At 62.1% G+C, this 12,687-nt stretch carries 11 protein-coding genes; 8 read left to right on the forward strand and 3 right to left on the reverse strand.

Translation table 11 applies throughout. The features are described 5' to 3' along the window. Positions 1-73 precede the first annotated feature (73 nt). Genes CLH61_RS01475 through imuA form a run of 3 tightly spaced genes read right to left on the reverse strand, consistent with a single transcriptional unit; the run spans position 74 to position 5,310 of the window. On the reverse strand, positions 74-3,193 hold the full coding sequence (locus CLH61_RS01475; protein ID WP_099612927.1) for an error-prone DNA polymerase: 3,120 nt from the start codon (positions 3,191-3,193) through the stop codon (positions 74-76). After that, positions 3,193-4,611: a Y-family DNA polymerase gene (locus CLH61_RS01480; protein WP_099612928.1), complete on the reverse strand. Its 1,419-nt coding sequence runs from the start codon at positions 4,609-4,611 to the stop codon at positions 3,193-3,195. The genes CLH61_RS01475 and CLH61_RS01480 overlap by 1 nt, the downstream gene beginning before the upstream one ends. A 9-nt stretch (positions 4,612-4,620) precedes the next feature. Beyond that, entirely contained in the window at positions 4,621-5,310 is a 690-nt protein-coding gene (gene imuA, locus CLH61_RS01485; protein ID WP_099612929.1) for a translesion DNA synthesis-associated protein ImuA, read from the reverse strand. A 305-nt stretch (positions 5,311-5,615) separates the two neighbouring features. Between imuA and CLH61_RS01490 the strand changes: the two genes are divergently transcribed. The 8 genes from CLH61_RS01490 to cpaB all read left to right on the forward strand — a co-directional run bounded on the left by CLH61_RS01490 (position 5,616) and on the right by cpaB (position 12,655). After that, entirely contained in the window at positions 5,616-6,626 is a 1,011-nt protein-coding gene (locus tag CLH61_RS01490) for a DctP family TRAP transporter solute-binding subunit (RefSeq protein WP_099612930.1), read from the forward strand. 33 nt (positions 6,627-6,659) lie between these two features. Continuing rightward, a complete protein-coding gene (locus CLH61_RS01495) occupies positions 6,660-7,154 on the forward strand; it encodes a TRAP transporter small permease (protein ID WP_099612931.1) in 495 nt (164 codons plus the stop codon). Next, positions 7,144-8,448 (forward strand): TRAP transporter large permease, encoded by a 1,305-nt coding sequence (locus CLH61_RS01500; protein ID WP_099612932.1) that lies wholly within the window; start codon positions 7,144-7,146, stop codon positions 8,446-8,448. The genes CLH61_RS01495 and CLH61_RS01500 overlap by 11 nt, the downstream gene beginning before the upstream one ends. Positions 8,449-8,655: 207 nt before the next feature. Next, positions 8,656-9,570 (forward strand): helix-turn-helix domain-containing protein, encoded by a 915-nt coding sequence (locus CLH61_RS01505; protein WP_099612933.1) that lies wholly within the window; start codon positions 8,656-8,658, stop codon positions 9,568-9,570. Positions 9,571-9,711: 141 nt separating this feature from the next. After that, entirely contained in the window at positions 9,712-9,897 is a 186-nt protein-coding gene (locus CLH61_RS01510; protein WP_099612934.1) for a Flp family type IVb pilin, read from the forward strand. A gap of 59 nt (positions 9,898-9,956) precedes the next feature. After that, on the forward strand, positions 9,957-10,469 hold the full coding sequence (locus CLH61_RS01515; RefSeq protein WP_170003556.1) for an A24 family peptidase: 513 nt from the start codon (positions 9,957-9,959) through the stop codon (positions 10,467-10,469). Positions 10,470-10,505: 36 nt separating this feature from the next. Beyond that, positions 10,506-11,828: an ATP-binding protein gene (locus CLH61_RS01520; protein WP_099612936.1), complete on the forward strand. Its 1,323-nt coding sequence runs from the start codon at positions 10,506-10,508 to the stop codon at positions 11,826-11,828. A gap of 5 nt (positions 11,829-11,833) precedes the next feature. Further along, the gene (gene cpaB, locus CLH61_RS01525; RefSeq protein WP_211289045.1) at positions 11,834-12,655 is read left to right on the forward strand and encodes a Flp pilus assembly protein CpaB; all 822 of its coding nucleotides are present in this window, start codon (positions 11,834-11,836) and stop codon (positions 12,653-12,655) included. Positions 12,656-12,687 lie beyond the last annotated feature (32 nt).

Below are 12,687 nucleotides of genomic sequence, written 5' to 3' on the forward strand. Positions count from 1 at the left end.
AGCACAGCGATGCTTTCAGACTTCACGGTTGCCTGCCCTTGTTGTGAAGGGAGTTCGTCGAAATACTCAGTATTTAATGAAAATCTCTAGAGCTGACCGGTAACGAGTTAATCAGATGGCTCAGGTCCGAGAGTTTTCCCGCCATCACATGCACGATATCGCCCTCTCTCTCCAGTACGCCTTTCACATGTAACAACCGGGCAGTCAGCAATGGCTTCCGCTGCCGCCGTGCGGTTTCCAGCCAGACTACGACGTTTACGTTGCCGGTTTCGTCTTCAAGGGTGACAAAGGTGACGCCGGATGCGGAGCTTGGGCGTTGGCGGCCGGTGACGAGGCCGGCGACCTGGACGGGGATGCCGGCTTTGGTGGTTTTCAGTTGCTCGGCGGTCAGGCAGAACCGCAGGTGGCCCTGTTCCCGGAGCAGGGCCAGAGGGTGGCGTTGCAGGGTGAGGCCCTGACTGGCGTAGTCGGCGACGACGTTCTGGCCTTCGGTGGGGGTGGGGAGCTGGTCGCACTGGTCGGGTTGGTAGTCGTCCGGGTCTTCTGCGGCGAACAGGGCGGTGGGTTGTTCATGGCCGAGCAGTTGCCAGTAGGCCTGGTGCCGGTTGGCGCTGAATCCGGGCATGGCGTTGGCGCCGGCGAGCAGTTCCATGTCGCGCTGGTTCAGGCCGGCCAGGCGGCGGAGTTCGGTGGCGGAGCGGTAGCCGGTGGCGGGGCGGTGCTGGCACAGGCGGTCGGCGCTGCTGCCGGACAGGCCGTTGATGATTCTGAGGCCCAGGCGCAGCTGGCGGTCGGGGCCTTCGAGGGTGTGGTCCCACTGGCTGTGGTTAACATCCGGCGGCAGTACGGTTACCTGGTGGCGGCGGGCGTCCTGCACCAGCTGGGAGGGCGAATAGAAACCCATGGGCTGGCTGTTGAGCAGGCCGCAGTAGAAGGCAGCCGGATGGTGCCGCTTGATCCACGCCGACACGTATACCAGCAGGGCGAAACTGGCGGCGTGGGACTCGGGGAAGCCGTAACCCCCGAAACCGCAAATCTGTTGATACAGCCGCTCGGCAAAGTCTGCATCGTGGCCCCGCTCCAGCATGCCGCTGATGAGTTTGTCGCGGAATGGGGTAAGGTCGCCGTGGGATTTCCAGGCCGCCATGGCGCGGCGCAGCTGGTCGGCCTCTCCGGCGGAGAAGCCGGCGGCTACCATGGCCAGTTTGATGACCTGTTCCTGGAAGATGGGTACTCCGAGGGTGCGCTCCAGGACTCCGCGGATGGCGTCGTTGGGATAGTCCACCGCTTCCAGGCCGTGTTTGCGGCGCAGGTAGGGGTGCACCATGTCGCCCTGGATGGGGCCGGGGCGGACGATGGCTACCTCGATCACCAGGTCGTAGTAGGTTGCCGGTTTCAGCCGCGGCAGCATGTTGATCTGGGCACGGGATTCCACCTGGAATACGCCAATGCTGTCGCCCTGTTGCAGCATGGCATAGGTCGCCCGGTCCTCGCCGGGGATGTCCTGCATGGTGAAGGACTGGCCTTTTTCTTCGCTGATCAGCGCCAGGGACTTGCGGATGGCGGAGAGCATGCCCAGGGCCAGGACGTCGACTTTCATCAGGCCCAGGCTTTCGAGGTCGTCCTTGTCCCACTGGATAACGGTGCGGTCGGCCATGGCGGCGTTCTCCACCGGCACCAGTTCTGCCAGCGGGCCGGCGCTGATGACAAAACCACCGACGTGCTGGGACAGGTGGCGGGGAAAGCCCAGCAGGGTATTGACCAGGGTAAAGAACTGGTCCGCTACCCGGGGATTGCGGGTCAGCCGCTTGTCGAGGATTTGCTGGCGCCAGTTGGTGGCTTTGTCCCGCCAGTCGATGCCTTCGAGTAGCTGTTCCACCAATGCCGGATCAAACCCCAGGGCCCGGGCCACGTCACGGATGGCGCTGCGGGGGCGGTAGCGGATGACGGTGGCGGCCAGGGCGGCCCGTTCCCTGGAATAGCGCCGGTAGATGTACTGGATGACTTCCTCCCGCCGCTCGTGCTCGAAGTCCACGTCGATGTCGGGCGGTTCGTCCCGGTCTTTCGAGATGAAGCGCTCGAACAGCAGTTCGACCCGTACCGGGTTTACCTCGGTAATGCCCAGGCAGTAGCACACCGCCGAGTTGGCGGCGGAGCCGCGGCCCTGGCACAGGATGCCGCGGCTGCGGGCAAAGGCGACGATGTCGTGGATGGTCAGGAAGTAGTGTTCGTAGTTCATCTCCGAGATCAGCTCCAGCTCCTTGCGGATCAGGCGCTGGACGCTGAGCGGGGTGCCCTGCGGGTAACGGCGGCGCTCGCCTTCCCGGGTGAGCTTCTTCAGGTAGCCGGCGGGCGTTTCGTGGTCTGGCACCAGGTCTGGCGGGTATTCGTAGCGCAGGCTGCCGGGTTCGAAGGTGCACTGGCGGGCAATGGCGAGGGTTTCGTTCAGCCAGGCTTCCGGAAACAACCGCTGCAGCACCGCTCGTGGTCGCAGGTATCGCTCCCCGTTCTGGAACAGGTGGTGGCCGGCCTGTTCCAGGGGGGTGTTGTGGCGCAGGGCGGTGAGTACGTCCTGCAGTGGCTGGCGCTCGCGGCTGTGCATGTGGACCTCGCCGGTTGCCACCACCGGGCAGCGTAGCTGGTCTGCCAGCCAGCGCACCCGGGCCAGCAGTTGCTCCTCGCCGGATTCCAGGGTGCGGCTGGCGGCAATCCGCAGCCGTGGTTCGAACAGGCGCTGTAGCCACTCGCCGCAGGCCAGGGCCTCGTCGGCACCGGCATGCGAAATCGCGGGCGGCAGCCACAGGCACTGGCAGTCATCCAGGGCGTGGGTTTCGAGATCCCGGAACAGCAACCGGTAACTGCCTTTTTCGGCCCGGCGCCGCCCGGTGGTAATCAGCTGGCACAGCTGGCCGTAGCCGGTACGGGAACGGGCGAGCAGGATAAAGCGGGGGAGCGCCGCGCCGGGCGGGGCATCGCTGAGTTCGAACCAGCTCCCGGTGATGAGTTTGACCGGGCTGTCCTTCAGGGCGGCCCAGGCGCGGGGGATTCCGGCTACCGAGCAGGCGTCGGTGATGGCCAGCGCGGTATAGCCCAGCTCCGCTGCCTGCGTTGCCAGTTCATGGGGATGGGAGGCACCAGTCAGGAAGGTGAAGTTGCTGAAACAGAACAGCTCGGCATAGGACGGGGCAGACATCAGCCAAACCAGCCATGCACAAACCAGCCGTCCCGCACATCGCGGAACACCCAGGCCAGCTGGCCGCTGTGCAGCTGGGCGATGTAATAGTCCCGCTGGACCCGCTGGCCGTCCCACCAGCCACCGCTGACCCGTTCCGGGCCGGCAAACCAGGCCCGGGGGGCTTCGGTGAGGGGTTGGGGGCCTTGCAGCAACCACAACGGGCGACGGGGCAGTTGTTGCAGGTCGGTGCGGGCCGGGCGGGTTTGCCGGGCCACCTCGGTGGCAGACCAGGCCCGTTCCGGGCGGTGATCGGCCTGCGGCGAGAGTCGCCGGAGCGCCTGTGCCCCCAGGCGGGCCTGCAGGCGACTGACCAGGGTGTGCCAGGCTTCGTTGAGGTCGCGGGTTTCTCCCAGCAGGTCCTGGCCAGAGGGTGCTTCCCGGTCAATGAAGCGGCGTACCGAAAGCACCAGGGCGATGACCGGTGCCTGTAAGGGCTGTTGCTCGAAACGCAGGCGCAGCAGGTTCAGAAAGGCTTCCGCCCGATGCTCCGGGCCGGACGTTCTGATCCGTAACCGGGCCGGTTCCTGATGGCGGTGGTGCAGCACCAGGAGCAGGCTGTCGGTATCCTGCTGTCGCCAGCACAGGTCTTCTTCCAGTTCGCCGAGCATTCGCTGCAGGGGGAACAGCAGGCCCTGGGCGTGCTCGATTTCCTGCACAAAGTCCGCCTGCTGGCGGAAGTGGTGGGGCGGCTGCCAGGGGATTTGCGGGTCGGCCCTGGTGCCCTGGACTTTCTGGATGCGGGCCAGGGTTTCCGGTGACAGCCGGCGGGCGAGCTCTGCCGGGGGTAAGTCAAAGACTTCTCCCAGGGTGTTCAGGCCCAGCCGCTGCAGGCGCGTGCAGGTACGCTCGTCAAATCCCGCAGCCAGCAACGGCATTTGCCCGAGGCTGCGCAGGATATGGCCCTGGTCGGCGGTACATTCGCCCTTGCCACTGCGGGCCAGCAGCCGCGCTGCCAGCGGAGTATGGCCAATGGCCATCCAGGCCGTCAGCTGCCGGTCATTGAGGGCGTGCTCTACGGTTTGCCAGGCTGCGGGCAAGCCGCCATACAACCGTTGCAGGCTGCCAACCTCGGCCAGCACGCCATCCGGTGGCACCAGCACGATGTGGGCAGCGTAGCGGTAGAGCCAGAGGGCCTGGTCGGCCAGGATGCGCGCTTCCTGTTTGTGGTCTGCCCGCACGATACCAAGGTCCGGTACCAGGCTGATGGCGGTTTTCAGACGCATGCCGGCCCTAATGCCCTGGTCCCGCGCCTCCGGACAGGCCTGGATAACTTTCTGGCCGGAGCCCTCCACAATCACCAGGGCACCGGCGTTGTCCCGGGAGCGGCGAATGTGGTCCAGCAACAGGTGAGGGAAGTGCAGGTACAACCAGAGCATAAACAGCCTTTAGCGACGGGAGCCTGCCCAGGGGCCATGGACAACCCGGGGAGCCTCCCGGAAGGCCAGGTCCGCCCGCTGGGCCATTGCCAGTGCGCAGCGCTGTCCGGACCAGCTGCCACGGCGCTTGAGCACATGGATTTTCAGGTCCTGATGGTCGCCGGGTTCCAGCTCCAGGCGCAGGGCCGCCGGGGAGTTCTGTTCCGCGTAACGACACTCCCGGAACAGTACGCAGACATTGCTGCCGGCTTCGGCCGCCAGTTGCAGGCGCCGGACCTCGCGGGCGGCCAGCTTGTCCGGCCAGGCCATGACCAGGCCGGTTACCGGCGAGCGCAGGCAGTTCTCCAGGGTCCACAGGAAATCACCCTCGCCGCGGGTATGGATCAGAATGACCTGGTCCAGGTCAACACCCTCACGGGCCAGGGCGGGTGCATAGGGAATATGGGGCGGGTTGAGCCAGAAGACGGTCTTGCCGGCCCGGGTGAGCCGCTGCATCAGTGGCAGCAGCAGGTGCAGCTCACCGATGCCGGGAGCATCCAGCAGGCATTCGCTGAGCGCACCACGGGGCCAGCCAATACCGCCGAGCTGGTTATCCAGCACCTGGTAGCCGGTCGGCTCTGCTGGCTGGCTGGTTTGAATAGGCCGGTGCCCCTGCCAGACGCGGGCATCCTGCATCAGCGTGTTCAGTAGCTCACTCATGGGAATTTCTCGGAATACTGTTTAAATATACAGTATTCCGATCAGGGAGCGATTTCAAGGGGCGGGTTACCCGGAAGCGCCTTCGCTCTGCTGCGCGGGGTTGTGGCGGGTTTGTGGTGAGGCTGTGACCGGAGCTGTGCGGGCCAGCCCAGACCAGGGGGAACATTGTTAAATTTTTCTTCTGCAACATTGGCTTAGACTTTTTATTTTTGCCTCCTGCCGCGGCCCCCTCCTATAATCGCTCACAGCAGCCGCTTTTCCGTCCTGCAGCTGCCAAAGAATGAACATAACAAAAGGAAGAAGAGATGCTGAATCGTAGAACGTTTATGGCTGCTGCTGCCGCAACTTTGTTATTCAGTTCTGTTGCCAACGCCCAGTACAAGGATGAATACACCGTCTCCACCGTATTGCCGTCGGCCTTCCCCTGGGGCCAGGCTGCCGACAAGTGGGTCGAGCTGGTCAAAGAGCGCTCCGAAGGGCGCATTAACATGAAGATTTACAGCAACTCCCAGCTGGTGTCCGGCGACCAGACCAAGGAGTTCTCGGCAATGCGTTCCGGGCTGATTGATATGGCGGTGGGCTCCACCATTAACTGGTCACCGCAGGTACCGGAGCTGAACCTCTTCTCCCTGCCGTTCCTGATGCCGGACAACGCGGCTATTGACGCGATTACCCGGGGCGAAGCCGGTAAGGCCGTTTTTGCCGCCATCGAGAAGCGCGGTGTAACGCCGCTGGCCTGGGGCGAGAACGGCTTTCGCGAACTGTCCAATTCCAAGCGCACCATCAGCCAGCCGTCTGACCTCGACGGGCTGAAAATCCGCGTTGTGGGTTCACCGCTGTTCCAGGATACCTTCACGGCACTGGGGGCCAACCCCACCCAGATGAGCTGGGCCGATGCCAAGCCGGCACTGACCACCGGTGCGGTGGACGGCCAGGAAAACCCGCTGTCGGTGTTTGACGTGGCGCGGATTGATCAGGTTGGCCAGACCCATCTGACCCTCTGGCACTACATGGCCGATCCGCTGGTGTTTGCGGTCAGCAACCGGGTCTGGAGCCAGTTCAGCCCGGAAGACCAGGAACTGCTGAAGCAGGCGGCCATTGATGCCGGCCAGTGGGAAATCGAGAAATCCCGTGCCGAGCTGGACGCGACCCTGGCCGCGATCAAGGAGCGCGGTGTTGAGGTTACCGAGCTGACCCAGGAACAGCACGACGCCTTTGTGGCCGCAACCCAGTCGGTCTACGAGAAGTGGACGCCCCGCATTGGCGAGGACCTGGTCAAGCAGGCGCAGAAGGCCGTTGCCGAGCGTCAGCAGTAAGCCTGAAGCGGCGACCATTCAACCGGAGTAACCATGCCAACCCGACCCCCGAAGTTCCGGCCAGAAGCCTGGCTGGCAACCCTGGCGCTGATTGCCATTTGTGTGATCAGCCTGGGGAACGTCATTGTCCGCTACGCAACCGATGCCTCGTTCGCCTTTACGGAGGAGTTCTCGGTGTTTCTGCTGGTGTTGCTGACGTTCGCGGGGGCTGCGGTGGCGGCCCGTCATAATCAGCACATCCGTATCGAACTGATCGAGCATTACCTGCCGTCACAGGCCCGTAAGGTGGTGTTTGTGTTGCAGTGGCTGGCCGGCGTCATTGTGCTGGGTATTACTACCTGGTACGGGGCAAAGTTTGCCTGGGAGGAATACCAGTGGGAGTCCCTGTCTCCGGGGCTGGGGCTGCCCAACTGGATCTACGTGATCTGGCTGCCGCTGATGTCGCTTGCCATCATCATCCGCATGACCCAGAACCTGATCGATCGCCTGCGGGGCAAGAAGGACCCGGAGGTGATTCATGAGTCCTGACCTACTGCTGATTGGCAGCTTCCTGCTGGCCCTGCTGCTGGGGGTTCCGGTGGCGATTGCGCTGGGTCTTGGTGGCGTGGTGGGTATCCTGGCGGGGCTGTCACCTGACATGCTGGCCACCCTCGGCACCAACACCTACAACAGCGTGGCCAAGTACCCGCTGATTGCCATTCCGCTGTTTATCCTGACCGGCCTGATCTTCGAGCGGGCAGGGGTGGCTGCCAGCCTGGTCCGCTTTGCCCAGGCCATTATCGGCCCCCGTCACGGCGGCCTGACCGTGGTTGCGGTACTGGTCTGCCTGATCATGGGCGGTATGAGCGGTTCGGGACCGGCGGATGCCGCGGCCGTGGCCATGGTGATGCTGCCAAGCATGCGCAAGGCGGGCTATCCACAACCTTTTTCTGCGACCCTGATTGCCGCGTCGTCATCGACTGCCATCCTGATTCCGCCATCCATTGCACTGATTCTTTATTCGATTGTGGTGCCCGGCGTCGACCTGCGGGCGCTGTTCGCCGCCGGGCTGTTTCCGGGGATCCTGGCGGGGCTGTCCCTGCTGGTTCCCGCCCTGTTCCTGGCGCGCAGATATGGCTGGGAAGACCCCAAGACCGCCGAGCGGCCGCCGTTCTGGCCCAGTTTCCGGGCCGCGTTGCCGGCCCTGTTCGCCCCGGTGATTATCCTCGGGGGGCTGCGCTCGGGGCTGTTTACGCCGACTGAAGCTGCAGTTGTTGCAGTGACCTACGGGGTGATTGTTGGCACCCTGGTGTATCGCAACCTCAGCCTGCGCAGCCTGTTTGAACTGATGACCGATGCCGCGGTTACTTCCGGTGTTGTCATGCTGATCATTGCCCTGGCCGGCATCTTTGCCTGGGCGGGCACCACCCTGGGAACCTTCCGCCATCTCGCCGAGGCTTTGCTGACCCTGTCCGAGAACGGCTGGGTGTTGCTGGGCCTGGTGATGGTTCTGGTGCTGATTGCCGGCATGCTGCTGGATGCGGTGTCCATCTACCTTATCCTGATTCCCATTGTGCTGCCGCTGATGAACCACTTCGGCTGGAACCCGGTCTGGTTCGGCATCCTGCTGGCGATGAACATTGCCATCGGCCAGTTCACCCCGCCGGTTGCCGTCAACCTGATGGTGACCACCCGGATAGCCAATATTCGCCTGGAACACACCCTGGGCTGGGCCCTGGTGTTCATTGCTGCCATGGGCGTCAGCCTGTTGCTGGTCATGCTGGTACCGGGTATTGCCCTGTGGCTGCCGGACAAGCTCGGGTTTGTGGTCGGGCCCTGGTAGGACTTGTTTGTAGTTTGGCCCTGGTAGGATCTATGTGACCTGCCAGGCCAAAATTTGCTCAGTTTTTACCCACCTTTCTTGACATGTCGGCATGCCTTACCTATTAGTTTCAACTGTGAAACAGTAAACATTACCAAAAATCCATGTTTTTCCCCCAGGTTCAGACGGAACTGGATGCCCGAATAAACAGAAGAAGGGGTTGGCGGGATGGAGAAAGCGACCATTGTGCTGGTCGACGCCACGCAGTACGGCGCGGATCCGGCAGTCGTCAGGGTTATTGAGCGTCATTTTCCGGTTGTAACGGTGTCGAGGACAGACGATCTTGGAGCAGTGTATGACACGGAAGATCGTGTAATTACCTGTTTCGAGTTTGATTTTCCGGACATTTCCAGCCTCTCGATGCTGAGTGAAACCAAGCAGCGGTTCACTTCGGTACCGGTGGTGATGTTCACCGAACAGCACTCGGAGGCACTGGCCGTCTGGGCTTTGCGGACGCGGGTCTGGGATTACTTTGTCAAACCGGTGAATGCGGAAACGGTCATCGAATCGCTGACCCGATTGGGGCAACTGGTGGTTAGCTCGTCCGGCCGGGCCAGTCGCAACACCATCCTGCAGAAGCAACCGCTCCCCGAAGATGCTCGCTTCCAGAAACACCGGGCCGAAGAAAAAATCGTCGAGTGCGCAGCCGCCTATATCGATCAGCACCTGGCCGACAAACTGATGCAGGCGGACATCGCCGAGCGCTGCGATACCAACAGCTATCAGTTAAGCCGTGCCTTCAAGAAGGTGCATGGCATTACCTTCCAGGATTACATCGTCCAGCGCCGCCTGGATAAGGCAGCCGAGCTGCTCCACAACAACAGTGCCGCCATCATTGATGTGTGCTGGGCCGTCGGCTTTCACGATGCTTCCCACTTCTCCCGCATGTTCCAGCGCCAGACCGGCCTGACTCCCTCCCAGTATCGCCAGCAGTGGCGTGCCGGCAGGGCCGGGGCGACGGGAACGGGGCAGGGAGAGCGTGTCGAAGGTGCCGACAGGGTCGAAAGTGCCGACAGGGTCGCAAGAGTAAAGTGCGCACCCGTACCACTCCAGCTTTCCGCCGGCCCCCGCGTCAAAATCTGACCTTCTGCAAAATACTCCTAGTTTCCGTCCGGAATTCTCCTAACGGTTGAATACCCGCCTTGCCTATCTTCGTTAATACAGCGCACGGAACAGGTGCTGTACAAGCATGGAAGTATTTCTAATGACTGCAGGAGTTATGAGATGAAAAATTTCAAGGAAAAACTGGTCCAGTTTCTACGGGATGAGGAAGGTTTGGAGCTGTCGGAGTATGCGGTGGCTGGGTCTTTGATCGTACTTGGTACGGTGGGTGCGTTCACTCTTTTGGGCGGAAACATCACCACTGTAATTACTGGCATCGCGGACAAAATTGTTGCCCCCACGCCATAGTCCTTTTGAGAGGGGGTTTTGCCCCCTCTTTTTAACCTCGAATGCAGGTCGGAGGAGTCATGGAGCTGAATAACTGGGCGGTAACAATTCTCTTTGTTGGACTCGTGACGGCGGTCATCAGTGATTTTTCCTCATCCAGGGTTCCCAATAAATTAACCTTCAGCATGGTATTAGTCGCCACCGTGCTGCATGCGTGGTTCGGCCAGTGGGAAGGTTTGATGTTTGCCTCGACCGGACTGGTGGCAGGGCTGCTCTGCTTCCTGCCTTTCCATCTTTTTGGGGCCATGGGCGCTGGAGACGTGAAGCTACTGGCTGCCGTAGGCACGGTTGTCGGCCCCGGCACCGTTGTGATTGCGGCCCTGATGACCATCCTGGCCGGTGGCGTAATTGCACTGGTGTATATCACCGTCCGGGGTGGTCTGCCGGCAATGCTTCGCCGCTATAGCTCCATGTTCGTGTTATTGACCGCCAAGCAGCCCCAATACATTCCCCCGGCACCCGGCGAGGCGGCCGGATTACGTTTCCCTTATGCCTTGGCCATCGCCTGCGGCACCGCGCTGGCCATTATCTAGCGAATCAAATCGCCCGGAATATGAAAGGAGTACGCAATGGATGCCGAACTCATGATCACCAGGGACAGGGAACTCTACCCCCCGGCCACCGCCAGTGTGGCAAGGCCCCACAGCCTTGAAGAAACCGGCCTGGATCATTTCTTTGTGGCAGACCTGCTGCTCAAGCACCTCAACCTGGCGAGCAACCAGACCCTGCACCACCTGGCCCGCCAGTTGGCACTGCCGGGGGCAGTACTGGAGCCGGTGGTCAACGTGCTGCGCCAGGAAGCCAAGGTGGAGAGCCGCAGCGCGGACTTGTCTGGCAGCGGCGTGCGCTATGCCCTGACCGATCGCGGGCGGGCGGCGGCACTGGATGCCATGGCCCGGGACGGCTACTGCGGGCCGGCGCCCGTTCTCCTTGCCGATTATGAAGGCCTGGTCCGGCGTCAGTCGGTGTCAAAGTGCGTGGTCACCGAGGAACATATTCACCGCCTGTTCCGGGATACGGTCATTGACGAAGGCCTGCTGGCCCAGTTGGGGCCAGCTGTCCACTCCGGGCGCGCCATGTTCATCTATGGTCCGGCCGGCAGTGGCAAGAGCTACATCACCCGCCAGCTGGTCAAACTGCTCGACGGGCCTGTTTACGTGCCGTATGCCATCCTGGTGGGCGGCACTGTCATCAGTCTGTTTGATCCGGAGTTCCATCACCCGGTTCACGGCGAGGCACAGGATCCGGTTGACCTGACCCATGGTCACGATCCCCGCTATGTGCTCTGTCACCGTCCCGAGGTCACCACCGGCGGTGAGCTGACCCTCGATATGCTGGATCTCAAATTCGACGAACAGCGCAAACAGTACCAGGCACCCCTGCAGCTCAAGGCCAGTAACGGCATGCTGCTGATTGATGACCTGGGCCGGCAGCGGATGTCCCATGTGGACCTGCTTAACCGCTGGATTGTGCCGATGGAGGAGAAGCGGGACTTTCTCAACCTCCGGGCAGGGCAGCACTTTGCCGTTCCCTTCGACATGCTGCTGATTTTTTCGACCAACCTGAATCCCCTCGAACTGGCAGATGAAGCCTTCCTTCGCCGTATTGGCCACAAGGTGGGGTTCAAAACCCTGGCGCCCGAGCCCTTCCTGCGATTGTGGCGCCAGGTCTGCCAGACCATGGGAATTGAAGATGATCCCGAGGTTGCCCGGTACATGATGACGGAACTCTATCCGACCCAGGGCAACCTGCTGCTGCCCTGTCATCCCCGGGACCTGCTCGGGCTGGTCAGTGACTATTGCCGGTACCGCGGGTTACCGGCCCGGCTCAGCACCGAATCCATCCGCTGGGCCTGGCAAAACTACTTCGTACAGCTGGATAACGTGGGGTGACCGCTATGTTCAAGTCAAGAACGATTCTCATGCTTACTTTTGCCCTTGCCATGGGGTTGGCTGCGGCCTTCCTCGCCAGGGGATGGGCGCTGGACCGCTTTGCATCACCGGCCACCGAAGACGGTGTGCCCGTGGTGGTGGCGGCGTTGCAGATTCCCTTCGGCAAGAAGGTGGAGGCCAGCGATCTCAGGGTAACAAACATGCCCCGGGCGATGGTGCCGTCGAATGCATATAACGAAGCCTCTGCCATCGAAGGCTTCGTCGCCACCACCACCATCTACCCGGGGGAAATTCTCCTCAAGGAAAAAGTGGCCGCGTTTGGCGGTGGCAGCGCGCTTTCCGCGGTGATTGCACCTAACAAGCGAGCGGTCACCGTGCGGGTCAATGACGTGGTGGGCGTCGCAGGCTTCCTGATGCCCGGCAACCGGGTCGATATCGTGGCTGCGAAACCCAACGGTAACCGCCGCTACGAGTCGCAGACGCTGCTGGAGAACATCAAGGTACTGGCGGTGGACCAGACGGCTTCGCCAGAAAAGGACAAGCCGGTGATTGTGCGGGCGGTCACCCTGGAACTGAGCTCGGATGAAGCCGAGGAGCTGGTCAAGGCCACCCAGGAAGGCATGATCCAGTTGGCGCTGCGGAACCCGCTGGATGACAGCCTCCGGCCGGAACCCGTGGCGGAGGTTGTCCCCGAGCCTGTCAAGGAGCCGGTAGTAGCGAAAGCTGAGCCGGCACCCGCCCCGAAACCCCGCCGGGTGGTAGCCAGCTCGCCGAAAGTCACCATCATTCGCGGTACCGAAGTCAGCACCTCGAAGGTTTCCATGTAGAAGGCTTGCTGGTAGCGGATAGCACAAGCTAA

Source organism: Marinobacter profundi (assembly GCF_002744715.1).
Classification (GTDB): domain Bacteria; phylum Pseudomonadota; class Gammaproteobacteria; order Pseudomonadales; family Oleiphilaceae; genus Marinobacter; species Marinobacter profundi.